The sequence below is a fragment of the Candidatus Zixiibacteriota bacterium genome (assembly GCA_040756055.1).
In the GTDB taxonomy this organism is placed as follows: domain Bacteria; phylum Zixibacteria; class MSB-5A5; order GN15; family FEB-12.
Window position 1 is genome coordinate 206,586 of the sequence record JBFLZR010000002.1, and the last position, 26,707, is coordinate 233,292.

Annotated in this window: 23 protein-coding genes; 14 read left to right on the forward strand and 9 right to left on the reverse strand. The window is 53.0% G+C overall.

Going from position 1 to position 26,707, the window contains the following annotated elements:
- Positions 1-147 precede the first annotated feature (147 nt).
- From AB1483_04270 to AB1483_04295, 6 genes are read left to right on the forward strand one after another with little or no spacing between them, the layout of a single operon-like run.
- Positions 148-1,314 carry a 4Fe-4S dicluster domain-containing protein gene (locus tag AB1483_04270; protein MEW6411674.1) on the forward strand — a complete coding sequence of 389 codons (1,167 nt, stop codon included), beginning with the start codon at positions 148-150 and terminating at the stop codon, positions 1,312-1,314.
- A 5-nt stretch (positions 1,315-1,319) separates the two neighbouring features.
- Positions 1,320-1,793: a cyclic nucleotide-binding domain-containing protein gene (locus AB1483_04275; GenBank protein ID MEW6411675.1), complete on the forward strand. Its 474-nt coding sequence runs from the start codon at positions 1,320-1,322 to the stop codon at positions 1,791-1,793.
- Positions 1,774-2,643: an FAD/NAD(P)-binding protein gene (locus tag AB1483_04280; GenBank protein MEW6411676.1), complete on the forward strand. Its 870-nt coding sequence runs from the start codon at positions 1,774-1,776 to the stop codon at positions 2,641-2,643. The genes AB1483_04275 and AB1483_04280 overlap by 20 nt, the downstream gene beginning before the upstream one ends.
- Position 2,644: 1 nt before the next feature.
- Entirely contained in the window at positions 2,645-3,430 is a 786-nt protein-coding gene (locus tag AB1483_04285) for an oxidoreductase (GenBank protein ID MEW6411677.1), read from the forward strand.
- Entirely contained in the window at positions 3,414-4,709 is a 1,296-nt protein-coding gene (locus AB1483_04290) for a Ni/Fe hydrogenase subunit alpha (protein MEW6411678.1), read from the forward strand. Before AB1483_04285 ends, AB1483_04290 begins: the two co-directional genes overlap by 17 nt.
- A gap of 4 nt (positions 4,710-4,713) precedes the next feature.
- Complete coding sequence (locus AB1483_04295; protein MEW6411679.1) at positions 4,714-5,205, forward strand: hydrogenase maturation protease; 492 nt, start codon at positions 4,714-4,716, stop codon at positions 5,203-5,205.
- 43 nt (positions 5,206-5,248) lie between these two features.
- Here AB1483_04295 and phoU read toward each other — a convergent pair whose 3' ends face one another.
- The 9 genes from phoU to AB1483_04340 all read right to left on the reverse strand — a co-directional run bounded on the left by phoU (position 5,249) and on the right by AB1483_04340 (position 14,513).
- Entirely contained in the window at positions 5,249-5,911 is a 663-nt protein-coding gene (gene phoU, locus AB1483_04300; protein ID MEW6411680.1) for a phosphate signaling complex protein PhoU, read from the reverse strand.
- A 14-nt stretch (positions 5,912-5,925) separates the two neighbouring features.
- Positions 5,926-6,669, reverse strand: coding sequence for a phosphate ABC transporter ATP-binding protein PstB (pstB, locus tag AB1483_04305; GenBank protein MEW6411681.1), 744 nt, complete (start codon positions 6,667-6,669; stop codon positions 5,926-5,928).
- Positions 6,670-6,763: 94 nt separating this feature from the next.
- Positions 6,764-7,714 carry a phosphate ABC transporter permease PstA gene (pstA, locus tag AB1483_04310; GenBank protein ID MEW6411682.1) on the reverse strand — a complete coding sequence of 317 codons (951 nt, stop codon included), beginning with the start codon at positions 7,712-7,714 and terminating at the stop codon, positions 6,764-6,766.
- Between the two features lie 5 nt (positions 7,715-7,719).
- Entirely contained in the window at positions 7,720-8,679 is a 960-nt protein-coding gene (pstC, locus tag AB1483_04315; protein MEW6411683.1) for a phosphate ABC transporter permease subunit PstC, read from the reverse strand.
- A 92-nt stretch (positions 8,680-8,771) separates the two neighbouring features.
- Complete coding sequence (locus AB1483_04320; protein ID MEW6411684.1) at positions 8,772-9,623, reverse strand: phosphate ABC transporter substrate-binding protein; 852 nt, start codon at positions 9,621-9,623, stop codon at positions 8,772-8,774.
- A gap of 39 nt (positions 9,624-9,662) precedes the next feature.
- Entirely contained in the window at positions 9,663-10,721 is a 1,059-nt protein-coding gene (locus AB1483_04325) for a hypothetical protein (protein ID MEW6411685.1), read from the reverse strand.
- A gap of 284 nt (positions 10,722-11,005) precedes the next feature.
- A complete protein-coding gene (pnpS, locus tag AB1483_04330; protein ID MEW6411686.1) occupies positions 11,006-12,799 on the reverse strand; it encodes a two-component system histidine kinase PnpS in 1,794 nt (597 codons plus the stop codon).
- 2 nt (positions 12,800-12,801) lie between these two features.
- A complete protein-coding gene (locus AB1483_04335; protein ID MEW6411687.1) occupies positions 12,802-13,488 on the reverse strand; it encodes a response regulator transcription factor in 687 nt (228 codons plus the stop codon).
- A 146-nt stretch (positions 13,489-13,634) separates the two neighbouring features.
- Positions 13,635-14,513, reverse strand: a complete 879-nt coding sequence (locus AB1483_04340) for a hypothetical protein (protein ID MEW6411688.1) — start codon at positions 14,511-14,513, stop codon at positions 13,635-13,637.
- A gap of 482 nt (positions 14,514-14,995) precedes the next feature.
- Between AB1483_04340 and AB1483_04345 the strand changes: the two genes are divergently transcribed.
- The 8 genes from AB1483_04345 (at position 14,996) to AB1483_04380 (ending at position 26,700) form a co-directional block, all read left to right on the forward strand.
- Entirely contained in the window at positions 14,996-18,544 is a 3,549-nt protein-coding gene (locus AB1483_04345; protein MEW6411689.1) for a PAS domain-containing protein, read from the forward strand.
- A gap of 30 nt (positions 18,545-18,574) precedes the next feature.
- The gene (locus AB1483_04350; protein ID MEW6411690.1) at positions 18,575-19,030 is read left to right on the forward strand and encodes a response regulator; all 456 of its coding nucleotides are present in this window, start codon (positions 18,575-18,577) and stop codon (positions 19,028-19,030) included.
- Between the two features lie 66 nt (positions 19,031-19,096).
- Complete coding sequence (locus AB1483_04355; GenBank protein ID MEW6411691.1) at positions 19,097-19,582, forward strand: response regulator; 486 nt, start codon at positions 19,097-19,099, stop codon at positions 19,580-19,582.
- 83 nt (positions 19,583-19,665) lie between these two features.
- A complete protein-coding gene (locus tag AB1483_04360; GenBank protein MEW6411692.1) occupies positions 19,666-21,387 on the forward strand; it encodes a serine/threonine-protein kinase in 1,722 nt (573 codons plus the stop codon).
- Positions 21,388-21,458: 71 nt separating this feature from the next.
- Positions 21,459-22,508: a CsgG/HfaB family protein gene (locus AB1483_04365; protein MEW6411693.1), complete on the forward strand. Its 1,050-nt coding sequence runs from the start codon at positions 21,459-21,461 to the stop codon at positions 22,506-22,508.
- A 3-nt stretch (positions 22,509-22,511) separates the two neighbouring features.
- On the forward strand, positions 22,512-23,837 hold the full coding sequence (locus AB1483_04370; protein MEW6411694.1) for a tetratricopeptide repeat protein: 1,326 nt from the start codon (positions 22,512-22,514) through the stop codon (positions 23,835-23,837).
- Entirely contained in the window at positions 23,830-24,948 is a 1,119-nt protein-coding gene (locus AB1483_04375) for a hypothetical protein (protein MEW6411695.1), read from the forward strand. The genes AB1483_04370 and AB1483_04375 overlap by 8 nt, the downstream gene beginning before the upstream one ends.
- 15 nt (positions 24,949-24,963) lie before the next feature.
- Positions 24,964-26,700, forward strand: coding sequence for a leucine-rich repeat domain-containing protein (locus tag AB1483_04380; GenBank protein MEW6411696.1), 1,737 nt, complete (start codon positions 24,964-24,966; stop codon positions 26,698-26,700).
- Positions 26,701-26,707 lie beyond the last annotated feature (7 nt).

The following is a 26,707-nucleotide window of genomic DNA, read 5'->3' on the forward strand; positions in this document are numbered from 1 at the left end:
TGTATAGATTTGCGCTAAAACTAGTCGTAAAGGAGCCGGACTTAGACATGTGTCAATCTGTTGTTTCACCGGTACCTGTCCAGGAAAATACCGCTCAATGGCTCCGTCTTTTCAAGAGTACAACTAAAACAGAAAAGGCTTTCTGCCATGACTGACACCACCAATAAAATCGGCGAAAAGCTTGTTTTAACCCGCGACCAACTGCCGCAACTATTCAAGGCTCTCCAGAAATCGGGTTACACCCTCATCGGGCCAACCATCCGCGATCACGCCATCGTTAACCAGGAAATTGACAACTGTGTTGACCTGCCCGAAGGCTACTCCGATCAGCAGGATGCCGCGGCCTACCGCTTGAGCAAAACCGATAAGACCGCCCTGTTCGATTACAATGTCGCCACCCAATCCTTTAAGAGATTCCTCTTCATACCGCGGCACACTATCCTGCGCGCGAAAAGAAAGAAAAAGACATTCGAGGTCGCCGATAACAAATACTCACCCTCAAAGATGGCCTTCATCGGTGTCCGGCCATGCGAACTGCACGCCATTTACATACAGGACCGCGTCTTCACAGCCGGCGAATTCATCGATGAACAATACCAGAAACAACGCGACCAGATTTTTCTCGTGGTGGTCAACTGCACCAAAGCCTCGAAATCATGCTTCTGCACATCGATGGAAACCGGACCGCAGGCAACCACCGGCTTCGATCTGGCCCTGACCGAAATCGCCCAACCCGGTAAACACTTCTTTGTACTCGAAATCGGCAGCGAACAGGCCAGGACAATTCTCAGCGGCATAAAATGTAAACCTGCCTCGCAATCCGATATCGATGCTGCCGATGCCGCCGTCGCCAGTGCGGCCGCCCAGATCGAAAGAACCCTCGATACCACCGGCATAAAAGAACTCTTCCTGCGCAATATCGATAACGTCTATTGGGACAAAGTCGGCGGCCGATGTATGTCCTGCGCCAACTGCACTCTCGTCTGCCCGACCTGCTTCTGTTCCACCGTCGAAGATGTTACCGACCTCTCCGGAGATAACGCCGAAAGGGCCAGGCGATGGGACTCCTGCTTCACTATGGACTTCTCCTACATCCACGGCGGCTCCGTGAGACCCTCGTCAAAAGCTCGCTACCGCCAGTGGATAACCCACAAGCTGGCCGCCTGGCAGGACCAGTTCGGCAGCTCCGGCTGCGTCGGCTGCGGGCGCTGTATCACCTGGTGCCCCGTTGGCATTGATATAACCGAGGAGGCTCGCACCATCCGCGAGCGAGATATAAAGCCCGCCACTGTCACGGAAAAAACGGAGGTATGAAAAATATGAACAACGTACAGACGCTCGAACCTTATCTGGCCGAGCATCCCTTTCTCAAGGGCATGGAAAAAAGGCACATCGAGTTGCTCGTCGGCTGCGCCTCGAATGTGCGCTTTGAAGCCGGTCAGTACATTTTCCGTGAGGGTGACGAAGCCAACGAATTCTACTTCATTCGTCACGGCAAAATGGCCCTGGAAATCTTCCGCCCCCACAAAGGCGGAATCGTAGTGCAAACAATTAAACCCGGCGATGTCGTCGGCTGGGCATGGCTGTTTCCTCCCCACCTCAGACATTTCGACTGCCGCGCCATCGAACTCACCCGCGCTATCGCCCTCGACGGTACCTGTCTGCGTAACAAATGCGAACAGGACCATGAACTTGGATACGAAATAATGCGGCGCTTCGCGGCCCTGATGGAAGACGAGCTGCTGGCGCTCAGATTACAACTTCTGGATATATATGGTGTACAACAAACCTGACAACACGGTTAGTTACCAAAACGGCGTCGCGGCCATGATGCCACACCCGTTTGTAATTAAGAAAATAATCAAATGCACCGAAGACACGTTCACGCTCGAACTCAAGAGCGCTGACAATTCGAGCGGCCTTGAATTCGCCCCCGGCCAGTTCAACATGCTCTATGTCTACGGTGTCGGCGAAGTACCGGTCTCCATCAGCGGCGACCCAACCTCGACCAAAACCCTCGTGCACACTATTCGCGTCGTCGGCACCGTCACCCGCGCCCTCCGCCGACTCACTGTCGGCGAAATAGTCGGCGTGCGCGGTCCCTACGGTTCCGCATGGCCGGTGAAAAGAGCCGAGGGTTGCGATGTCGTTATTGTCGCCGGAGGTATCGGCCTGGCCCCTCTCAGACCAGCCATATACTACCTGCTCGCCAAGAGGAAAAAATATGGCCGAATAGTCCTGCTCTATGGCACCAGAACCCCCGCCGATATCCTCTTCCGAAACGAACTCGAACAGTGGCGCGCCCGATTCGACCTCGAAGTCGAAGTAACCGTGGACCGCGGCGATGACGCCTGGTGGGGCAACGTCGGCGTCGTCCCCACCCTTATACCCGGCGCCAGTTTCGACCCGCTCAATACTGTCGCCATGACCTGCGGCCCCGAGGTCATGATGCGTTTCACGGTCATGGCTCTGCGCAAAAAAGGCGTCGACGTTAAAGACATCTACGTCTCCATGGAACGAAACATGAAATGCGCCATCGGACTTTGCGGCCACTGCCAGTTCGGCGGGAAATTCATCTGCAAAGACGGCCCCGTCTTCAGCTATGATCAGGTTATGGACTTGTTCAACAAGCGAGAAATATAAAATGAAGCAAAACGGAAAAGCAAAACTGGCGGTCTTCAAATTCGCCTCCTGCGACGGATGCCAGCTCAGCATACTGGACTGCGAAGACGAACTCCTGGCTGTCGCCGGAGCCGTCGAAATCGCCAACTTCCCCGAAGCATCGCGCGCCGTCGTCAAAGGACCATACCAGGTCTCCCTTGTTGAAGGTTCCATAACGACCCCGCATGATGCCGAGCGAATTCACAAAATCCGCCGCGCCTCAAAATTCCTGGTAACGATCGGCGCCTGCGCCACCGCCGGCGGCATACAGGCCCTGCGAAACTATAAAGACGTAAAACAGTTCACTTCTGCCGTCTATGCCAACCCGAGCTATATCAGCACGCTGCAAAATTCAACGCCGATCTCCGACCACGTCCCTGTCGACTACGAACTGCGCGGGTGCCCGGTCAACAAGTATCAACTGGTAGAAGTTCTCAACGCCTACCTCAATCGGCGCAAACCGAACATCTCACCACACAGCGTCTGCATGGAGTGCAAAATGCGCGGCACCACCTGCGTCATGGTCGCCCAGGGCATACCCTGCCTCGGACCCATCACCCACGCCGGCTGCGGCGCCATATGCCCGTCCTACAACCGCGGTTGTTACAGCTGCTTCGGACCAAAGGAAACCTGCAACACCAAAGCCCTCGCCAAAAGATTCAAGGTGATGGGCCTTCAAGGACACGAACTCGTGCGACTGTTCCGCAGTTTCAATGCCGAGGCTGACGAATTCAAAAAGGAAAGTGTTTTCCATGAAAGAGAAGACTAAATCCATAAAAGTAGATTATCTTGCCCGCGTCGAGGGCGAGGGCGGTCTGCACGTTAAGATAAAAGACGGCGAAGTCACCGACGTCAAATTCAACATCTTCGAACCACCCCGATTCTTCGAAGCCTTCCTGCGGGGTAGAATGTACACCGAAGCTCCCGACATCACCGCCCGCATATGCGGTATCTGCCCCATCGCCTATCAGATGAGCTCGGTTCACGCCATGGAAAACGCCCTGGGCGCCAAAGTCGATGGGCAACTGAGAGCCCTGCGCCGCCTCATCTACTGCGGCGAATGGATCGAAAGCCACGCCCTCCACGTCTATATGCTCCACGCTCCCGATTTCCTGGGATATGAAGACGCTATCCTTATGGCCAAGGATCACCCCGAAGTCGTCAAACAGGGCCTTGAGCTGAAAAAAATCGGCAACGAACTCGTAACTCTTGTCGGCGGCCGCGAAATTCACCCTATCAACGTCAAAGTCGGAGGCTTCTATAAAACTCCGGACAAAAAGGATCTCAAAAAGTTCGCAAAAAAACTCACGTGGGCACAGGGGGCTGCCCATGATATGATCAACTTCGTGTCAAAACTGAAATTCCCCGACTTCGCCCCGAAATACGAATACGTCTCCCTGCGGCACCCCGATGAATACCCCTTCTGCGAAGGCCGCATCGTGTCCAACAAGGGGATAGATATCGCTATCGAAGAATACGAGCAGTATTTCGAAGAACAACACGTGCGCCATTCAACCTCACTGCATTCCTCTATCAAGAAACGCGGCGCCTATTCCACCGGACCTATGGCTCGCTACAACCTGAACTTCGACAAACTCTATCCCGTCGCCCAGGAAGCCGCCCTGAAGGCGGGACTCAAAGAAAAGTGCGACAACCCGTTCAAGAGCATTATCGTTCGCAGCGTCGAAACCTTGCAGGCAATCGAAGATGCCCTGAAAATAATCGAAAACTACGAACAACCCGAGAAACCATCGGTCGAACTGACCCCCAAAGCCTCGCGCGGATGCGGATGCAGCGAGGCCCCCAGAGGAAGTCTCTATCACCGCTACAGCCTCGATGACCAGGGTCTCATTCTCGACGCCAAAATCGTGCCGCCAACGTCACAGAACCAGAAAATTATCGAAAGCGACCTCTGGAAATTCGTCCCCAAATTCATGAAACTCTCCCACGACGAGTTGACCTGGAAGTGCGAACAGGTCATTCGCAACTACGACCCGTGCATCTCCTGCTCCTGCCACTTTCTCAAACTTACGGTGGAACGAGAATAGAAAGATGATCAACAAATCCGGCACACTCGTGATTGGAATCGGGAATGAGTATCGCGGCGATGACGCTGTCGGCCTCTATGTCGCCCGAAAACTATCCGGCTTCAGACTCCAGTCATGTGCCATCAAGGAATCACCCGGCGAGGGAACTTATCTTATGCACAGCTGGGAAGGCTTTGAACACGTGATTATAATCGACGCCGTCAAGTCCGCCTCGAAACCGGGGACAATCCACCGTATCGACATCCCCCGGCAGGAGATCCCCTCCGACTGGTTTCCGGCGTCGTCACATCTGATCAGCCTCCCCGAGGCGATCAAACTGAGCCAGGCCCTCGGAACTCTCCCCGCTTCGCTGGTCGTCTATGGCATAGAGGGCAACCTGTTTGACACCGGCGTGAAACTGACGCCTCCCGTCAAAGAAGCGGCCGATTCCCTGATCGCCGCATTACTGAACGACATAAGCAGCCGCAAGGAAAACGGCCGTCCAACTCCCTGCTGAACGGCCTCCAACTTGTTACGCCCATGGAAAGAACGGATTTCGCTTATGGCTCCGGTACCCGATGCCTGACAATCTCCCCGTTTATCATATATATCACGTCCTCGGCGATATTTGTCGCGTGGTCGGCGATACGCTCCAGATGACGCGATACCGCGAGCATGTGAATTAACTGATCCACCTGTGATGGATCATCCAGAATCGCCTTCTTTATTACCGTGTACGTATCCCGGTGCATGGCATCGATCTTATTGTCATCCGCGCCCACATCCTTGGCCAGCCTGACGTCGAGATTCACAAGGGCGTCAAGGCTCCTGCGAAGCATCGACTTGGCGATATCCGCCATCGCCTGAACATCGAACACGATCTCTTTCATGGGAAGCTTCGCCAGCGAAATACATCTCTCGGCAATGTTCACCGCCAAGTCGCCAATCCGTTCAAGGTCATTGTTAATCTTTAACACCGCTATCAAGAACCTCAGGTCGATCGCCACCGGTTGATGAAGCGCCATGATCTTAAGACAATCTTCCTCAACCTCCACCTCGACTTGGTCGATCTCCGAGTCACGCTCAACCACCTGATTAGCCAACTGTTCATCCCGCTCCAAAATCGACCTCACCGCCATATGAACACTCTCTTCAACCAGCGCACTCAAGGAAAGCATGTTCCTTTTCAGCCGGTCTATTTCGCGTTGAAAATGCCTCGTCATACGATAACTTCCTCTTATCCGAACCTTCCCGTAATATAATCCTCGGTCCTCTTCTTGTCCGGCTTGGTAAATATCTTCTTTGTTGGCCCGGATTCTATGAGAACTCCTTCGTAGAAGAATCCCGTCGTATCCGAGACACGAGCCGCCTGTTGCATATTGTGTGTGACAATCACGATAGTATAGTTCTTTTTCAATTCCGCGATCAAGTCTTCTATCTTGGTCGTCGATATCGGGTCCAGCGCCGAAGCCGGCTCGTCCATAAGCAGCACTTCCGGACGGACCGCCAGCGCCCGAGCGATACACAAACGTTGCTGCTGCCCGCCGGACAACATATAAGCGCTCTTGCCCATCTTGTCTTTGACCTCTTCCCAGAGATACGCTTTCCTGAGCGTCTCTTCAACCGCCTCCGCAATCACCTGCTTGTCGCTAATGCCGTTTACCCGCAAACCGTAAGCAACATTGTCGAAAATGGACTTCGGAAACGGATTGCTCTTCTGAAACACCATGCCCACCCGCGTCCGCAGAACCGACGCGTCTCTGAAATCCCTGTAAACATCCACCCCGTCCAATAGCACTCTACCATTCATGCGGGTGTTTGGAATCGTTTCGTTCATCCTGTTGAGAGTCCGAAGAAATGTCGACTTGCCGCAACCCGAGGGACCAATCAGCGCCGTCACCCGGTTCTTCTCTATCTTAAGCGAGATATCCTTCAGCGCCTGCTGCGTCCCATAAAAGAAATCCACGTTATCGATAACCATCTTATATTCAGCGGCGGCATCCGGCTTGATACCATCGCTCTCCCCGTTGTAGGCGATGTTCATCGTGATGCGTTCGGTATCATTCTCTCGTTTATCAGGCACTTACTCGCCTCCTTCTCAATCGCGAGCGTATAAAAATGGCCGTGAAATTCAACATGAAGGTCAAAACCAGCAATACCAACACCGTTCCGTATAGTATGGGCTTGGTCGCCTCCACGTCGGGCGATTGCGTCGCCATTACATAAATGTGATAACCCAACTCCATGAACTGATCATACAACTTACTTGGCAAATACGGTAGATAATACGCCGCGCCGGTAAACATGATCGGGGCCACCTCACCGGCCCCCCTGCTGACCGCCAGTATAGCCCCGGTCAGTATCCCCGGCATCGCTTGCGGAATTATGATGCGCACGATCGTCTGGAGCTTCGTGGCGCCAAGAGCATAACTCGCTTCCTTCAATTCCCGCGGAATCGTCCTCAAAGCCTCCTCGGTCGAAATTATCACCACCGGCAGCGTCAACAAAGCCATCGTCAACGACGCCCAGATGATGGCCGGTTGGCCCCACACCGGCGAGGTTCCATCGGTAAGAAGTTTATCCATCCCGTTGCCGACAAAGCCAATGAAAAAACCCAGGCCAAACAGCCCGAACACAATCGACGGTACACCCGCAAGGTTATTTATTGCCAGTCTGATTATCCTGGTCAAAGGCGAGGTACCCGTCGTATATTCGCCAAGATAAATGGCCGTCATGACCCCTACCGGGACCACCGCAATCGTCATAAGTATCACCAGCGCCACGGTGCCGAAAATCGCCGGGAAAATACCGCCCGCCTCCATACCGTTTTCCGGCGGATGCGTCAGAAACTCCCAGCTAATCGTCCCCACCCCTCCATAAATTATATTCCCGAGTATAACGGCAAGCATCGCCGCAATGATTACTACCGCCGCCAGCGTTAATCCCTTGGGAATCAGCCCGCGCGACTTGGGCTTGAAATCATGATGAATCGCCTCTGTCGCCGCAACAGCAGCTTCGTGCTTCATAATACTCATGACATCGATCCCTGAAGCTTTTCTTTCAGTTTTATCAGAACTAACTCACCACCGAGGTTAATCAGAAAAGTGAAAACGAAAAGAAGCGTGCCGATGAAAAACAGGACATTATAGTGTGTGCTGCCAAAAACAACTTCCGCGAGTTCCGCCGCTATCGTTGCCGAAAACGTGCGAATCGAATCCGTAAAACTCGCCGATACAATCGCCGCGTTGCCCGATGCCATCAACACAATCATCGTCTCACCCACCGCCCGGCCGAACCCCAGCACAATACCCGCCGCTATGCCGGGGAACGCCGCCGGCAAAACCATCGTAAAAGACACCTGCCACGGATTCGCCCCGAGCGCCATCGCGGCGTCGCGAAGCGACTGCGGCACCGATGTCATCGCGTCCTCCGCAATGGTGAAAACTAGCGGGATCACCGTTAGTCCCAGAGCAATACCGGCATTAATGGCGTTCAACCGAAAGACAAATCCAAAGGTCTTCTGCAGAAAGGTCGCCAGCACTATCAACGCGAAAAAGCCAAGCACCACCGACGGAATCCCCGCCAGCAACTCGATTAACGGCTTGATAATTTCCCGCGTTCGCCTCGAAGCGAACTGCGAACTGTAAATCGCCGCTCCCACACCCAGCGGAACCGCAAACAACATCGCTATCAACGCCGCCTTCAACGTACCAAGGACCAGGGGATATAACGAGTACTTCGGCACCTCAGAGTTCGGTTGCCACGACCATTTCGGCTCCCGCCCCTCATAGTACTCCTGCTTGAAAACCATCTTCTCAACACTGGCTTCCTGTTGAACTTCGGGATCAGTGAAAATCGGTATGGCCTCTTTGAATATGAACAAAAAGATCAAGAATATTCCGATCAACGCGGCATAGGCATTAATCGAAATCAATTTCTCACCGAGAAATTCCCTCAACCTGGACTTTGGCTTAAATTCGTAGCGTTCCATCTTCTAACCCGGAAAAAGTTGCGACGGGGCGGCTGCTTTATTCACGGCACCACCACCCCGCCATTCTATCAGGGATTAGCACAAAGGGAATTTTAGTCCACCATGTACTTCTTGGCGGCTTCCATCGGAAGCGGCACGTAATCTATAGACTCGGAAATCTTCTGCCCCTTCTCCGACAAAGCCCAGTTCAAAAGCTTCTTCAACTCTCCGGTCGGCTTGCCGGCAAAAAACCAATAGAGATCCCTTGAAATCGGGTAGGTCCCGTTCGAGACCGCCTCAACCGAGGGCTCAATGAACGGGCTGTTGTCATCTTTTGCCACCGCCGCAAACTTGACACCCGTCGCCCAGGCGATACCGCCATATCCAATACCATTGACATCCTTGGAAACAGCGTTCACCACCGCAGCCGTACCCGGAAGAGTCTGCGTGTAGTCGGAATAATCCTCTTCGTTAAGCACATGCTCCTTAAAGAAGGCATAGGTGCCCGAATTGTTCTCACGACCATAAACAATGATCCTGGCATCACCGCCGCCGACCTCTTTCCAGTTGGTGATAGCGCCCGTGTAGATGCCCTTTAACTGAGCGAAGGTGAGATTCTTGACCGGATTGCTCTCATTCAAAAACACCGCGATACCATCAAGCGCCACCGAGACACGATACGGTTCGAGGCCCTTTTCCCTGGCAAGGTCATATTCCTTCTGCTTCATGTCGCGCGAGGCTTCGCATATATCGGTCGTACCGTTAAGCAATGCGGCAATACCGGTACCCGACCCGCCACCGGACACCTGAATCGTCGTACCCGGATTCTCTTTCATGTATTCTTCCGCCCAGCGCTGCCCCAGACGAACCAGCGTGTCGGAACCCTTTATCGTGACCGTACCGCCGGAAAACACCAATCCGGCGCCAACCACAACGATCATCAGTGTGATCAACAGTTTCTTCATCTGCCCTTGTCTCCTTTTTCGACTTCTTCTTATTATTGTCTAAAATTTCACTTCTGTATTGAAATACAGATATGTATCCGAATCGACCCCCTCAGCCTGGTAGCTGACACTTCTTAAATTAACCGAGGCCTTGAAACCCTTCACCGGTACGCACTCCACGCCACCCATGACATAAGTTCTGCCGTTGTCGTCAACGTCGGTGTTCGGATCATACATGTCGACCCTGCCAAACAGATTCAACGTCCTCAACAGCGATTCAGCCGCCACCATGTCCTCGAAATACAGCGTGCCGAAAAACGAGAAGGCATTCTCGGTTATGTCCTCGGCATCCGGACCCTGACCTTCTTTGTTTATATTGATATCAGCGCCAAGATCCAACGTATTGCGATAGCCGAGCATACCACCGAACGAAATGAGCGAATGGTCATAATCCGAGGCGGATTCACCCTCTTCAAATTCGCGGTTCTGAGTGCCAAAATAAGCCTGACCCATGATAGCCGTGCGTTCGAAATCAGCATTGTCTGCCAGCGGCTTGAAGATTATAAACCCGCTGAAATCCTTCTGCTTGTTCAACTCCTCAACCTTGGTGTAAGAAGTGCCGTTCCAGACATTGGCCGCAAAGTAGCCGTTCTTGTTCTTCTCACCGAACGAGAACATAAGGCCCGCGCCGAGATCCGAAGAGGTCAGAAGTGACCGGTGATCCGCAATGACCTTCTCCAGATAACGCCTTCCCCACAGATCACTCATAACATCGATATAATGAGTCGGCTGAAGACCGAAACGGAACGTCATCACATTGTTCGCGAACTTCGGCTTCCAATCCAGAAATCCGTACTTCAATATCATGCTGTATCCGTCAAAACCGTCCGTTTCCCTGATATCGAGCGTCGCGCGCAGTGATGTGTAGTCCGATAATTTCGACTTAACGTCTACATAAACCCGGCTTAACTCAAAAACGTTGTAGCTCTCTGCTCCGTCAGTCAAATCCATCATCCAATCGGCGTAGATTCTCCCACCAACCGTCGTCTCAGCGCCATCAGTATTTTTCCCGGTCGCCACCAGCGCCAGAACCACCATCAGCATTACAAACCTTCTCATCCGTACTCCCATAGTTTTGGTTCGAAGTTTTACTTCGTTGCTCCGAAAAATTGTTTTCGTCATCTATCATACCTTCGGTATGGTTATCTTCGCTACGTGCCGTAAAAACCGCTGAAATGTTAGGATTATATTAGACTTTGGTTAATCTTGAGTGAAAACTCTAACACCACCTTCAGTAATTACCAGCATCTGACCTCCTGATTAACAAGCCCCCCGTTAGCCGTCAGTTAGATGTGAGTTAAAATTGGATTAAACGATGTACTATTCGCCTGAGACCCAGCCGGCTAACCGACCGGTTGCCTGGATTGAGGTATTTCTATGGTGAAGGTCGAGCCCCTGCCGTACACGCTTTCCACCCGAACTGCCCCTTTATGTGTCAGAGCGATATGCTTTACTATCGCAAGCCCAAGCCCCGTGCCCCCAAGATCACGACTGCGAGCCCTGTCAACCCTGTAAAATCTCTCAAAAAGACGAGGTATATGCTCCTGCTTTATCCCGCATCCGTTATCCTGAACACTTATTCTCACCCCGTTTTCCCCGGCTATGCCCCGGACAAACACCTCGCCGCCCTCATCGCTGTATTTGACAGCATTGTCAATCAAGTTGACAACCGCCTGCTCCATAAGATGGGGGTTAAGCTCAGCCTGCGCGGTCTCGGGACAATCAACCTCAATCTTAACTTTGGCCGAATCCGCCTTCCCCTGACAAATCTGAACCGCGCTCACCAGCACCGCCCGCAAAGAAACCACCCTCAACTCAATCTGCTTTTCCTCGGCCTCCTCTTCGATTCGCGATAAAGCAAGCAGATCGTCAATGATCGAACTCAACCTGTCGGCGTGCTTACCGATTATCCTCATGAACTTCTCGGCATCGCCCCGGCTGTCGAGAGCCCCGTCGAGCAGCGTTTCCACAAATCCCTTTATCGATGTAACCGGTGTCTTAAGTTCATGAGATACGTTCGCAACGAAATCCTTGCGGACACGCTCAAGTTGCTTGATCTTGGTCAAATCGTTCAGCACCACCACCGCTCCGAGACCGTTACCGTCCGCATCCTTCAATAATGTGGCATTGACGTGGAAAAACCTCTCCCCGCGCCCGTTAACCCTTATCTCACCGGCGACACTGTGCCCGGCGGCAAGCGTCTCCCTAACGAGCCTCTGGAGGTCAGTGTTGCGTAAAACTTCCTGAACGCTACGCCCAACAGACTCTATCTCCTTTATGTCCATCAGTCTTTCAGCCGCCTCGTTCAGACTGAGAATATTCTCCGAAGCATCGACCGCAATCACTCCCTCGGACATGCTCGACAAAATCGCCTCCCGCTCGTTTCGCTGCTTCACCACCGTACTCAAGCGTTCATCGAGTTCTCGCGCCATACTGTTCATGGCTTCCGCCAGACGGCCTATCTCCTCCGAATCCGCAACCGGCAGCTTATGCTCCAACTCCCCCCGCGCGAACATATCGGCACCCTGTTTGAGCTGCTCGAGCGGCCGGGCAATACGTCGCGAAATATACAGGCTGGCTAACATTGCCATCAGAGCAATGACAACTCCACCCAATACAACCCGATACCGTAACCCGTCCAGAGCGCCCTCTATGGCTGAAATCGGCACCGAGGTTCTTATCGCCCCGATAAGCTTACCTTCGTTTTCCACCGGTATAGCCACGTACATCATCGAGACCTGAAGAGTATTGCTGTAACGGATAGCGCGGCCGACATCTCCCTCCAGCGCCTTCTTCATCTCCGGACGATTCCCATGATTCTCCATCGCCGCCGGATCCTCATCCGTATCACCCACAACAACGCCCGATGGAAGCATGACCGTCAGGCGCGTCGACGATAACTCACCCTGCCTCTTACAGAGGCTATCGATAACCGCCGATGATTCCGAGTGTGATATCAAAAGACGTCTGACCTGATTCTCGATAAGATGAGCCCTGGAGAGCAAACCCTCTTCCGTCTGGTCAAGGTAGAAATCCCGAAGTGAGCGAAATGCAAACCAGCTCAGAACCAGCACCGATAATAAAATGACAATTAGGTAAGGCGACATCAGTCGCCAGAAAATCTTCCGTCGGGGCATATCTACTCTCTAAACCGGTATCCTACTCCACGAACAGTTTCGATATAGTCACTGGCATGACCAAGCTTCTTGCGCAATCCGACAATCTGCACATCAACCGAACGGTCCGTGATGACCGCATCCTCTCCCCGAATCTCATTAATAAGCTGATCCCGTGTGTAAACCCAGCCCGGATGCCGCGCCATCAGATTCAACAACTGAAACTCGGTGGCCGTAAGTGTTAATGGCTTTCCCGAAAGCAGGACCTCGTGACGTCCGGGGTTGATTACCAAGTCTCTTATCTTAAGCGTCGTCTGGTCAGATTTGGTTTCCGCCGGCTTGCGACGAAGAAGAGCCCGCACCCGCGCCGTCAGCACTCTCGGGCTGAACGGCTTGGTGATGTAATCATCAGCGCCCAGCTCCAACCCCGCCACGATATCGGCATCCTCCCCCTTGGCCGTCAACATCATGACCGGAATGTGCCGAGTCTTGCTGTCACCGCGGATTAACCGACAAATCTCCAGTCCGTCCGCCCCGGGCAACATCAAATCCAGAATAACCAGATTCGGCAAATCCGATCTCGCGATTCGAAAACCATCTTCACCCGAAGTAGCTGTCTTGACGGAATACCCCTCCCGATGGAGATTATAGGTCACCAACTCGAGTATGTCACCGTCATCCTCAATTACCAATATGTTGGCAGTCGCCATTATCTGCCCCAAAAAATTATTGTTAAACTAATAATATAGAACAGAATAATGTTAGAAAATAACTAAAATCGCGTGAGATTTTCGTTAGTTCCTGCGTTTTCCACTCACTGTGCCTCGATTCACATACCCTTAAGACACAGTCCCTCTCACTGGCAGCCAACCTCCATCGCACCCATCCGCTCGCCGCAACCGCTATTGGCTTCGCTACAAGGCGACCCGGTCTGCAGACGAAAATCACCCCCCGCAGCGTCGCAGAAAAGCGGATCCGCCGATATGTTGCCACCAACCCCAAGTTGATCCGCGAGACATTCAATCCAGTCACCACCCTCGTTGCCATATATGTCACAGCAGACAAATACCGGCTGGCTGAGATCGTCCGAGCAGTCAATTACCTCGCCCCCGGTGGCAGACACTATAATGCATTTCTCGAAAGACGGCGACGAAGCGGCCAGCAGGTACGCCACCGCCCCCGCCGGAGCGCTGCTGCCGACAAAAGCACAGTTGATGAAACTGGGCGATGCTGCCTTACACCTGATGGCTCCACCACTAATGTACGCCGCATTATCAACAAAGAGGCAGTTCTTGATGGTCGGCGACACCGACCGAAAATTCATCGCCGTACCCTGCGTATGATAGGTATTTATGATCGTAAAACCGTCAATCACGACCGCCGAATCCCCGGGCGATGTAATGTCGAAAGCAAAGTGCCAGTCCGCCTCAGTCCCCTGACAGTCAATCACAGTAGCGCTCGGGCCGGACTCAGAAACGAGAGTCACCGATTTGCCGCCAAATACAATTTCACGATTACCCCCTCCCCGATAGGTACCCGCCGCCACAATTATACTGTCACCAACATCAGCGGCCACAATAGCTGCCTGTATGGTCGGCTGGTCGGCCGGAACCCGAATCACCCCCGATTGCTGCTGATTATCATCCGGACCCACCACCGGCTCCTCATCGTCAGAACAACCCACCTGCGACAAGCTAATGACAACGACAAGGTTATAGGCTAATTTCCTGAACACTTCCCTTTACCCCCGTGAAATTATCAATATCTATAAAAATTACGGCCAAAATTCTATCTCTCGCAAGCATTTCTGCGATAGTCAAAATCTCCGCGACCACCTTCACCCCCGCAGCATCCAGAAGTTCGCCACCCAGAATAGACATAAGACACTAATTGACAGTCACTTAGGCAGATATTACATGCCGCCCCCCCGGGGAAATCATGCTTTGACATTTTAGTACAGTTTTTGTTGAAATCACAACCTAAACTACCCATATTGTAGACTAATGGGGGCGCCATTAATTTAGAAAAGTTGTCCTGAACACCGAATGGACCGCGCTCCCCGCCAAGTCGTTTCGCCGCCTTTCGCGGCAACACGCAGGAGACCGTGAACGTGCTTTGTCATACTGCATCACTGCCGTCGATCTCTCGACCTGTACTTCCGCCCCTTGTCCGGCCCCAATGACAAAGTCAGGGTAAATTCGAAAGAAATATACGACCTTGGAAAGAACATTTACAAGAAAATGGGGATACGGCCTGTACCTCACCCTGACCGCAGCCGCCATTGTCATCCTTGCGGCGATGCTCTTTGTTCTCAGGGAAAGCAAACAGACGATGGCTACCATCGGACCTCTGGCCGATGCCGCTATGGAAGTCACAATCGAAGCCAATTTGGCCCACCTTTACATGGAAGAATATGTCACCCACGGCTACGAACAATCACTCGAAAAAGCCTGGCAACACCTCGACATCGCGGACAACTACGCCCGGGGAATTATGGAAGGGGATACCGTAGGCCTCAAAATTTACCGCTCTGTGGTGGACGGCTCTTTCGGCGATGTCTTCGGAGACCTGCAACTGCGACTGGCAGAGTTCCGCAATACGGCGGAAGAACGAATCAGACGCCTGTCCGATACAACTTATCCCGGCCACGTACACCACCAGCATGATTCTGCTTTCGTGGCAATTGTGACCCAGGCTTCGACCATAGAAGAACAGTTGCGCAAAATTATCGCGGAGAGAACAGTTTATATCTCACAGGTACAGACAGTCCTGATTTTCGGGAGCCTGCTTTTCTTCACCGTCGTGGGGCTTATCATACGAAGACAAGTGAAACAGTTGGCCCTGAGTGAAGCGGGCATCAATCACCTCAATCTCGTCCTCAAAGCAGTGCGAAATGTAACTCAGCTTATGACCAGGGAAAAGGATCCGCAACGCCTTATTCAGCGTTCGTGCGAACTACTGGTCGAAACGCGCGGCTTTCATAACGCCTGGATTGTGGTAGTATCCAAAGACGGTAAACCCGAACTGCTCGCCGAAGCCGGACTGGGAAACGAATTTTCAGTTGTCAAAGGTCTTATCGAAAAGGGCGAATTCGTCCCCTGCTGCCGCCAGTTGGACGTTCACGATGGCGTCCTGCCCGTCAAAGACCCGCCTCAGGATTGCCCCGAATGCCCACTCGCGCAGCTGTACACCGGAAGAGCCGGTATGGCCGCAAAGCTCGAACACCACAACAGAAACTATGGATACATGGTCGTCTCCGCACCGCGCCAAAACGCGTTCGGCCCGGAAGAACAACGCCTCCTCTGTGAATTGGCCGAAGATATCGCCCTGTCACTGCACCACACAGCCGTCGAAAAAGAACGTCTCCAGGCCATGCAGGCGCTGCGCCGCAGCGAAGAACAATATCGCACCCTCGCCGCCAACATCCCCACCAGCGATATTTACCTATTCGACAAAGACCTGCGCTATGTCGTCGCCGATGGAACCGAGCTCCGAAAAAATGGACTAACCGGCGATTTCTATGAAGGTAGGTCTCTCTACGAAACCTGGGATGATGCCCTGATCGGAATCTTTGAGCCGCTGTACAAACGGGCCATAAACGGACAATCCGGCAGTACCGAGTTCAAATGCTGCGGAAAATATTACTCCCTCAGTGTCGTCCCCGTCTTCAACGAAAGAAACGAACCGACCGGCGGGCTGGCCCTCTCCCAAAACATCACCGAACGAAAACTCGCCGAAGAAGAACGCAGAAACTCGGAAGAAAAATACCGCGTCCTCTTCGAAAGCACCGACCACCTCGTGTCCGTATTCGATAAAAACGGCACCTGCCTGCTCATGAATCATGCCGCCGCCAGGCAATTCGGCGGTAAACCCGAAGATTTCATTGGGTCAACCTTTTCTCATCTGCACGCCGAAGCCGGAGCGGCGTATACCGGCCGTATCCGCACCGTCATGGAATCTGGAGAAATTCAAAGATACGAAGACCTCGTCCAGTTTCCCCAGGGTGACCGCATCCTGCTGACCACCGTCCACCCCGTAAGAAACAGCAGCGGCGAAATGTACGCCGTACAGGTTATCTCCAGCGACATCACCGAAAGTAAAATGGCCGAACAGGAAATCCGCAACTCGCAAAGCCTGCTCCAAAGCGTCTTCGACGCTATCCCCGGACTGATCAATGTCATCGACAAAAATCTAAATGTCGTGTGGAGTAACTGGCACGACCACGACTATATCAGCGAACAGGAACGTCAGAGCAAGCCCAAGTGTCATAGGGTCTTCCTGCACAAACAACACCCCTGCGAAAAGTGCCACGTTCTGGAAATCTTTGAAACCGGCAAACCAATCACCGCCGAGGTCCACAACAGCGTTGATGGCGGCTACAAAGAAGTTCGCTCGTTCCCGGTCCGGGACGTCACCGGCGAGGTCAAGTACGTCGTGGAATATGCCGAAGACATCACCCAGCGCAAACGCCATGAGAAGGTTCAACAGGCCCTCGTCAACATTGCCGAGGCAAGTTGCTCCGCACCCGGCGTCCGTGAATTCATAGCCCTGGTACACAAAGAACTTGGCACCATAATCGACGCCGCCAACTTCTATATCGCCTTATGGGATCCCGAAACCGAATATTACTCCTTCCCGTATTCGGTCGACCAGTACGACGGAACCGATTTCACACCGGAACAGCTAAAGAAAAGTCTCACCGATTATGTAAGACGCACCGGCCGCCCGCTCTTGGCCGATGAGGCTACCCATCGACGACTGCTGCAAGCAGGTGAAGCCGATATAGTCGGGCAGCCATCGAAACTCTGGATGGGCGTCCCGCTCAAAACCGCCAACGGCGTCATCGGAGTCGTGGTCGTCCAGAACTACACCGACAATCACGCCTACTCCAGCGCCGATCTCGACCTGCTCTCCTTTGTCACCGGACACATTACTTCAGCCCTTGAACGCAAAATCGCACTCGAAACCATCGCCTCCTACAACCGGCAACTGGTTCAGGCCAACCGGGAACTCGAACTGAAACAAGCCGAACTGGAAGAATTCATATATACCGTCTCACACGACCTTAAGGCTCCGGTCGTCTCAATCTCAGGATTCGCCGGGCTTATCAAAGAAAAACTCACCGGACTGGTCGATGAAGGCACGGCAAAGTATCTGGAGCGAATCCACGTCAATTCCGCTGTGATGGATAGCCTCATCGGCGACCTGCTGGAACTATCCCGTATTGGACGTGTTGAAGAAAAAATGACAACCATTAATTTCGATGCCGTCACTGACGAGATCCTCGACTCCTTCTCCGTCGCCGCCCGGGGAAAAAACATCAGGCTGGTAAAATCCAACCACCTGCCCAACGTCAACGGGTGGCAAAAACGTATCCGGCAGATGCTGTCAAATCTCGTCGACAACGCCATTAAGTATATGCCCCGCAAGAAGGACGCGACCGTCGAAATAGGCTGTCGGCCATCCAACAACAGCTCAATGGGATGTTTCTACGTTCGCGATAACGGCGTGGGCGTGCCACCCGAATTCCACGAGCGGATTTTTGCCATGTTCCAAAGAGCCCAGACCCCCGGACCCGAAATCCAGGGATCGGGCATTGGCCTGACGATCGTAAAAAGGATCGTGGAAAAACATGGCGGCAAGGTCTGGGTCGAATCCGGAATCGGCCGGGGCGCCACCTTCTGTTTCACTCTGCCGCTTGACGGAACCCTCCCGGAAAGGGACCAGAACACCCAAATAACTCAGCACAAAAGCATCGAATTATGATTATATTGAGACCGAGGAGGAACTGAATACATGATACCCGTGATAATGCTGGTCGAAGACAATGATGATCACGCCGAGCTGATCACCGAAGCGCTCAAAAATACCGTGATAGCCATTCGTGTCGTCAGGTTTGCCGATGCCGAATCCGCACTGGAATATTTCGAGGCAACCGGCGGCTCCACCGATGACGTGGATAATCCATTGCCCGAGGTTGTCCTCCTGGATCTGAAGCTTCCGGGCATGAACGGACTCGACATGCTGAAGCGACTGCGCACCAACCCCAAAACGAAGAAAATCCCCGTGGTCATTCTCACCACCTCGAAAAGAGACGAAGAAATCGCCAGGGGTTACGAATACGGCGCCAACAGCTATATCGTAAAACCTGTAAAATATGAGGAGTTCCGCGCGAAAATTATCGACCTCAAAATGTACTGGATCCTGACCAGCGAATTGCCGAGGAATAATCGAGAAACCGCCAGGAACTGACAAAAACAATAGAGTGACATCGATACTCATTCAGCAACGAAAGTGCTTCGAAAGAGGAGTGACAAAATGAATACAAGAGCCATAACCGTTATGCTCATCGAAGACAACGAAGACCACGCGGAATTGATTACCTCCGCGCTTAAATTCAACAATCTGGTCGGTGAGGTTATACATTTCACCACCGCCGAAATGGGCATGGACTATATCTACGGCGAACAAAACAAAAACGATAAAACCACCCGCACTATGCCCGACCTCATCCTGCTCGATCTCATGCTCCCCGGCATGGGCGGAATGGAAATGCTCAAAGTGCTCAAATCCAGGGCCGACACCAAAAGCATCCCGGTCGTCGTGCTGACAACCTCTTCACACGATAAAAAAATCTCCCAGGCTTACGAGCTCGGCGCCAACAGCTATATCGCCAAACCCCTCTCACACGAAGATTTCGTAATCAAACTGGCCGAATTGAACATGTTCTGGTCTCTCACCGCCGAACTCCCCGACCCCGCGGCAAAAGCAAATCTGGCCGAAAATCGACGATCCGGTAATTAGCTCTCCAACCTCCGCCGACTCGCCCCGACCTGAGAAGCCACATTTATGTTGCTTCGCGCTTCGTGATTTATATTATTGCTGCTATGAACGACCAACTGATCGGAAACTACAAAATCCTCCAGAAAATCGGCGCCGGAGGCATGGCAAAAGTCTACCTGGCCGTTCACAAAGATATTCCCAACCTGAAAGTCATCCTCAAAATTCTGTCCGACAGCCGCCTCGTCGATCGCTTCCGACAGGAAGCCGACAAACTGGCCCTCCTCGACGGTAACCCCAACATATGCCGCATCAAACACTTCTTTAACCACGGCGATGACATCGTGATTGCCATGGAGTATATCGATGGCGAGACTGTCGAAGACCGCATCAAGAGGTCAGGTAAACTCACTATCGTAGAGTCGCTGAAAATCGCCAGAGACGTGCTCGGCGTGCTCGAATTCGCACACAATAAAGGTATCTGCCACCGTGACATAAAACCCTCCAATATCATGATCGATACCGCCGGCCATGTCAAGGTGATCGATTTCGGAATCGCCAAGGCCGAAACCGACCCTAACCTGACCCTGGCCGGAAGCGCCTGCGGCACACCGTCCTATATGGCCCCCGAACAATTCACCCCCACCGACCACACCAATTACACCCTCGTCGACATCTACGCCGTGGGAACATCTCTCTACTATATGCTCTGCGGAGAACTGCCCTTTAAGGGAGATAATGAATTCGCTATCCGCGACGCCAAACTTTTCAGCGACCCGCCACCCCTCAGAGACAAAATCTCAGGTGTCTCGAAAGACGTCGAGCGTGTCGTCACGCGAGCGATGGCCAAAAACCCCGCCGACAGATTCCCGTCAGCCACTGAGATGGTCAAACAAATCGACGCTGTCCTGTCGCAGCAGACTCCCGCGACCGCCACCGCCGTACAACCTTCGCCGACACCGGCCAAAACAAAGAAAGCAGTACCGATAACAGCAATTCTCGGTGCCGCTGTCGTCGCCCTAGGCGCAATCGGATTCTATATCATGTCGTCCCTATCAAGTTCGGCTCCGCCGGTCCCGCTCACTCCTGAGAATAACTCGACCATCACCGAAACCAGACCCACTTTCCGCTGGGAAAAACAGGATGACGCCATTTACAACCTCGAATATGCCAACAATCCCGATTTCCTCATCCCGTGGCAAGTAAGCAATCTCACCGCCAACTCTCATACCGCGGCCAACGAACTCGAGCCGGGCGAATATTACTGGAAAGTCCAGGCAATCCATGGTCAAAATGCGGGCGACTTCTCCGATGTCTACACTTTCGTTATTGCAGCTCCGCCCGTGCAAGCAAACCTCGAAATTCAGGTAAATCCTTCCGGCGACATATATGTCGACAACTCACTCCTCGCGAGCGACGCCGAACAGGCCTCCATCACTCTCAGCGCCGGTAATCACAACGTACGCGTCACCAATGCTGATGCCGTCAATGGCGAAATCCTCGATGAAATCGCGATTAACGCCGACACCGCAATCATTCGAACCTACACTTTCAACTTTCCATCAACACAACCAACTCCAACCAGACCGACAAAACCGAAAACTTCCTTCGGCGAACTCAAGGTGGGTTCGAAACCGACTATAGGGGCGGTAATCTATATCGACGGAACACTTCAGGAAAGAAAAACCCCGACCGCCTTCCAGCTCAAGCCGGGTCAATACAACGTCAGGGCCGTTCTCGACATCGATGGTATAGCGAGAGAAAGACAGCAGACTGTGTCAGTGGTCGCCGACAGTTCAGCCAGAGTCATATTCGATTTTGAAAAATAACGCTTTAATAATCAAGCGTTGACTATATATTTATAACAGAATCTACTTCCTCATTTCACAAAGGAGCTCAAATGACTAATCGCAACCTTATCCGGTCAGGGATATGTGCCTTCATAACCGCTGCTCTGGCCCTCGCATTTACACCTCCGGCCTACGGACAGGCCGCAGAGACAGTGGTGGACCAACTGGCGGAAGCTCTCAATTTCTACGCCGAGACCGACTTCGATAAAGGCATCGAAGTCGCTTCTTCTCTGCTGGTTCGCGATGACCTCACTGCCAAAGACAGTATCGCCATCCTCGAGACTCTCAGTATTATCACCTACGCCAAAGGTGAACAGTACCTGAGAAAGTCCGTCGAGTACCTCGAAAAAATATCCAAAATCGGCCCCTGCGTGACTCATCTGCCACAGGAAATCTGGCCCCAGGAACTGCGCGACAACTGGTACAAGCTTCTCAAACAAATGAACAAAATGTCGTGCGACCAGAGTGGACCCACCGAAATATCGACTATCGCCATCATGGAATTCGACAACCACTCCATAGGCGAATACCAGGAAAAACTGGGCAGTCTCGCCAAAGGACTGGCCGATTTCTTCCAGCACGATTTCTCCAAAATCAGCTCCCTGAGAGTCGTCGAACGTGATAAAATCGATTTCATCCTCAAGGAAATCGAACTCCAGCAGTCCGGAAGTGTCGATGTCGCCACGGCCGTCAAAGTCGGCAAAATCCTCGGCGCTCAGATTATGGTCTTCGGCAGCATCACTCAACTCGATGACGACAACACCCGCATGGTGGTCAGGGCTGTCAAAGTCGAAACTTCCGAAATCATCGCCTCCGTCGACAAGGAAGGCAAACCGGAATACTCCAAAATGGAAAAAGAACTGGTAAAAGAACTCGCCGGACTGCTCGATCTCCAACTGACCGACAAGATCAGCAAGATGATTGATGAAGGTGGTACTGAATCTGTGGATGCCACCACTTTTTACTCGATGGGGCTCGAATACATGGATCGCTACGACTATAAAAACGCGTACGAGAGTTTCAAAAAGGCGTATGAACTCGACGACCAGTTTGTCGAAGCGAAACGCAAAATGGAAATCTATCGCCCACTGGTAGGCTAACAGGTGAAACAATACAGTTACTACACAAAGTCCGTGTCGCTCATCCTGACTCTGTTGCTGCTGCTCTTAGCGGGATGTTCTCAGAGTTACTACAACACGGGTCGAAAATTGAGCGACGAAGGACAATACGATAAAGCCGTTGAAGCCTTCTACAACGAGATTGCCGCCAACCCACAAAGCGCCGTAGCGTGGCGCGAACTCGGCGTCGCCTACTACCGCATGGACAATCTCGAAAAAGCCGAAGATGCCCTCGAACAGGCAAATACAATCATGCCCGACTCCAGAACACATCTGTTCTTCGGCCTCATATATGAAAAACAGGGTGATTACGAAAAGGCTATCGATGCCTACACGGCCTCGCTCAACCTCAACCCGGGTAAAACAACCCGCGAGTTGGTCAACAGTCACCTCGATGCCCTCGTGTATAAGAAATTGTCCTCCGAAGTCTCTATGGCCATTGCCAACGAGGATGCCATCGAAGCAAGCGACATATCTCCAAATGCCGTCGCGGTGGTCAACTTCGATGGTTCCCACCTCGAACCAGAAATGGCTCCTCTTGCCGTAGGACTGGCCGAATTCACCTCGGCGGATCTGGCTAAGGTCAAATCCCTCGACGTGGTAGAACGGCTGAAGATTGATGTCATCCTCGACGAGTTGAAACTGGGCGAGTCAGGATATGTCGATCCATCCACCGCCCCGCGCATGGGAAAACTGCTCGGATCAGATAAAGTCATCACCGGCTCCTTGCTGAGTGTCGGCGATGATGGCTTCAGACTCGACGGCGTTATCGTGAGCGCCACCGATACATCCACCCGGTTCACCGAATCCAGTCAGGGAAAAATTCAGCAGATATTTGATATCGAGAAACAATTCGTCTTCAGCATTATCGATTCCCTCGGAATAACGCTCACAGCGGCTGAACGCGACGCCATCAAGCAAGTGCCCACTGAATCCTATCTGGCCTTCCTTTCTTACAGCCGCGGACTCTTCTACCAACAGCGCGGCATGCATCAGGCGGCCCGGCAGGAATTCCAGAATGCCCTGAAACACGATGCCGGCTTCCAGGCAGCCCAAACCCAGTTAACCAAACCGACCTCCGCTGCCTCTGCCGAAAGTTACGACCAGACCCAGCAGGCGCTGGAATCGTTCGCCACCGGTGCCGAGGGAGAGCTCGAAGCAATCGCCACCGGCCTCGATTCAAGGCTGACAACCATCCTGCTCTCAAGCGGCGTCCTTCCCAATGCCATCGCCTCGCGGCTCGCAACATCACAACCTCAGGTCGGCTCGACCGGAACAGTCATCATAACAGTGGAGTTGGACAATGAATAAAATAATCATCACTACAGCTCTGCTGGTGCTGCTCATCTGCGCGGCAGCCACTGTCCAAAGCCAGATCGTCTTCGGACAAAAACCCTCCGGTAACCCGCAGTTGGTTTACACTCACTGGAAGCTTGACTTTGGTGACGGCCTCGAAACAACCGTCAGCCAATCCTATATCCCCGTGAGTGCTTTCGTACCTATTCAGGACAACCTCGAAGCCCAGATATACATGGCCACCTCCTCGAGTTCAGCCGAATACTCCGGATTCGACAACTCCGTCTCGGGATTAAGCGACGCTCGCATTCAGATCAGCCGCTCATTCTCCGAAGATCACATCCTCATCAGCGGCGGAATCAATGTACCCATTGGCAAAAAGAAACTGGATTTCATGGAAAACTGGAGCGTCATCGAACTGCTCTCACAGGATTTCCTCGAATTCCCGGTGCGAAGTCTCGGTGAAGGTTTCGGCTTCAACCTGCTCGTTGGCGGCGCCACCATGCTTGGCGATGCTCGAGTCGGAGGCGGTATCACTTACCAGTTCAAGGGTGAGTACGAACCCTATGCCGAAACCGGCGATTACGACCCCGGCGACATAATCGCCATCAACGCCGGCGGCGATATCACTAAAGGCAAAATGACCTGGGTTACGAATGTCGTCTTCACAACCTACACGGCGGACAAACAGGACGGCCTGAAAACATTCAAGCAAAGCCAACAAATTGCGGTGAGCGTCTCCGGCGCCCACATCGACACACCACACGACATCAGCGGCTATCTCAGCTATGTCATCCGCGGCGACAACTCGTTCTACAGCGATTCTGAGGCTCTCCTGAGCCAGTACAAACTCTATGGCAACGAGTTTTCCGCCGGCGCCAACGCAATCTTCAACCTCGCCAACCGATGGGCCGTCGGCCCATCGGCCGGAATTCGCTTGATTGCTGAAAACGAATTAACGCTCGGCTCCACCGACATCTTCAACTTCGGCGGATCCGTCAGCAAACAAATCGGTGAAAATCTGAGCGCCGATGGAGGTTTCAAATACTTCACCGGCAACGTTAACGATAACCTGATTGACCTCAGCGGATACCAGTTCCATCTGGGTCTGCTGGCTAACTTCTAAAAGGTGAGCAGTACCATGAAGCATACAACAATACTCAAAATCACCGGACTGGTAATTTTGACAGTTGCGCTGCTCGCCGGATGCAGCGACAAAATTACAAACGACTCATCACCCACCGTATCAGTCAAATTACAGGCGCCCATTGCATCTACCGGCTCGGCGGCTGTGGTTAACCTCTTTGCTCTGACTGTTACCGGCCCCGACATGGAGCCGGTTATGGCGTACCGCTGGTACGAAGGCGGTCCGCTCGTCTTCGAACTCGATGTCCCCGCCGGATCAAACCGCCTGTTTGTACTCGAAGGAATCTCCGCGGGACCGGAATTTGACTTCACTTCTCCGCTCGAAGACGTCCTCTACCGCGGCAGCGCCACCGCTGACATCGAACCCGGCGAAACTGTCGACCTCAGCATTCAGCTGCTACCGGTTGTCCCCTTGTTCCGCGTCAACCCCTACCTCACTCAGGTTGAATCGGGACAGCCTTTCGCGTTGACCGTCGAGGCGTTCAACTTGGGTGGACTGAAAGACGCCGAAGTAGGTATTCTGTTCGACCCGACCATCATCGCTTTCGACTCCCTCCAGAAAGGCTCCACGCTCGACCCCAACGATGTAGTAGAAATAACGGGGAGCCGCACCGATCCTGGCCTGCAGCTTCTGATCTCCGACCCGAACATCTCAACCGGCGAAATTGTCGACTCCAACGGTTACTCCGACATGTTAACGCTGCACATGCGCTCGCTCGTCACCCTCGATGCCGGAGCACGCTATGTCGACATCGCCCCGCTCGGCCTTGTTTCCGTCTCCGGCGATTCCATACCGGTGGCGGGTGTATACTCACAGGCCGCGACCGTCGATATCGGCGCTTACACCCAACCGCTGGTGCGCCTGTATCCGTCCACTACGGAGATAGCCTCGCGCGAGTCGTTTGCGGTCGATGTCGAACTGGTCAACCTCGCCGGACTGCGAAGTGCCTCACTAACGGTGATGTATGATTATTCGATGATCACACCCGACTCAGTCGTCAAAGGAACCGACCTGACCTCAACCGATGTTTTCTCTCCCTTTATCGGGGAAACTCAGGTGCAGATATCCATCAGCAACTCGACGGAAACGATTGTAGACAGCGACCTGCCCACCAAAGTCGCTACCCTGTATTTTACCATACCGTATATATTCAACGGAGCCTCCAATCCCGATGGCGTCATCCTCGTCGAGACCTCTACCCAGATGGTCTTCCAACTCGGCGCCTTCGAAAACCTCGACCTAACCCGCATCCCGCCTGACGATATCACCACCCTGCCCGGTACGGTCGTGATCACCCCTATCGCCGACAGCATCGTCACTTTCCCCGACTCCGGTCTCGAGTCTCTCGTGCGGTGGAGCATCGGCGACCAGACGACCGACCCTCTCTGGCTGTCCGATGTGATCTTCATAGACTCACTCGACGGCTGGGGTGGAGAGATGCAAATCGAGACAATAGAAGGCGTGCAGGTACTGGAGAACCTCACGCGTCTCTTTCTCGACGGTAACCTGATTACCGACATCGCCCCTCTGGAGTACCTGACCAACATAAGCGTGCTCAATCTCGACAACAACTCCATCGTCGATATAACACCGCTGGTCAACAATCCGGGCCTCGCTGAAAATGACACGCTCTATATTGCCGGTAACCCCCTCAGCGAATCCGCTATTGCGGTCGATATCCCCGCGCTTGAGGCTCGCGGCGTAACAGTATATTGGATGGCTGCGTACTGATAGAGTT

What these genes read in the sequence shown, in the direction of transcription:
- pnpS (MEW6411686.1), bottom strand. Translation starts at nt 12,799, where the DNA reads ATGCCCCGACGGAAGATTTTCTGGCGACTGATGTCGCCTTACCTAATT.
- pstC (MEW6411683.1), bottom strand. Translation starts at nt 8,679, where the DNA reads ATGGAACGCTACGAATTTAAGCCAAAGTCCAGGTTGAGGGAATTTCTC.
- phoU (MEW6411680.1), bottom strand. Translation starts at nt 5,911, where the DNA reads ATGACGAGGCATTTTCAACGCGAAATAGACCGGCTGAAAAGGAACATG.
- pstB (MEW6411681.1), bottom strand. Translation starts at nt 6,669, where the DNA reads ATGGTTATCGATAACGTGGATTTCTTTTATGGGACGCAGCAGGCGCTG.
- AB1483_04365 (MEW6411693.1), top strand. Translation starts at nt 21,459, where the DNA reads ATGACTAATCGCAACCTTATCCGGTCAGGGATATGTGCCTTCATAACC.
- AB1483_04280 (MEW6411676.1), top strand. Translation starts at nt 1,774, where the DNA reads ATGGTGTACAACAAACCTGACAACACGGTTAGTTACCAAAACGGCGTC.
- AB1483_04375 (MEW6411695.1), top strand. Translation starts at nt 23,830, where the DNA reads ATGAATAAAATAATCATCACTACAGCTCTGCTGGTGCTGCTCATCTGC.
- AB1483_04285 (MEW6411677.1), top strand. Translation starts at nt 2,645, where the DNA reads ATGAAGCAAAACGGAAAAGCAAAACTGGCGGTCTTCAAATTCGCCTCC.
- AB1483_04325 (MEW6411685.1), bottom strand. Translation starts at nt 10,721, where the DNA reads ATGAGAAGGTTTGTAATGCTGATGGTGGTTCTGGCGCTGGTGGCGACC.
- AB1483_04290 (MEW6411678.1), top strand. Translation starts at nt 3,414, where the DNA reads ATGAAAGAGAAGACTAAATCCATAAAAGTAGATTATCTTGCCCGCGTC.
- AB1483_04380 (MEW6411696.1), top strand. Translation starts at nt 24,964, where the DNA reads ATGAAGCATACAACAATACTCAAAATCACCGGACTGGTAATTTTGACA.
- AB1483_04275 (MEW6411675.1), top strand. Translation starts at nt 1,320, where the DNA reads ATGAACAACGTACAGACGCTCGAACCTTATCTGGCCGAGCATCCCTTT.
- AB1483_04295 (MEW6411679.1), top strand. Translation starts at nt 4,714, where the DNA reads ATGATCAACAAATCCGGCACACTCGTGATTGGAATCGGGAATGAGTAT.
- AB1483_04350 (MEW6411690.1), top strand. Translation starts at nt 18,575, where the DNA reads ATGATACCCGTGATAATGCTGGTCGAAGACAATGATGATCACGCCGAG.
- AB1483_04270 (MEW6411674.1), top strand. Translation starts at nt 148, where the DNA reads ATGACTGACACCACCAATAAAATCGGCGAAAAGCTTGTTTTAACCCGC.
- AB1483_04320 (MEW6411684.1), bottom strand. Translation starts at nt 9,623, where the DNA reads ATGAAGAAACTGTTGATCACACTGATGATCGTTGTGGTTGGCGCCGGA.
- AB1483_04335 (MEW6411687.1), bottom strand. Translation starts at nt 13,488, where the DNA reads ATGGCGACTGCCAACATATTGGTAATTGAGGATGACGGTGACATACTC.
- pstA (MEW6411682.1), bottom strand. Translation starts at nt 7,714, where the DNA reads ATGAAGCACGAAGCTGCTGTTGCGGCGACAGAGGCGATTCATCATGAT.
- AB1483_04355 (MEW6411691.1), top strand. Translation starts at nt 19,097, where the DNA reads ATGAATACAAGAGCCATAACCGTTATGCTCATCGAAGACAACGAAGAC.
- AB1483_04360 (MEW6411692.1), top strand. Translation starts at nt 19,666, where the DNA reads ATGAACGACCAACTGATCGGAAACTACAAAATCCTCCAGAAAATCGGC.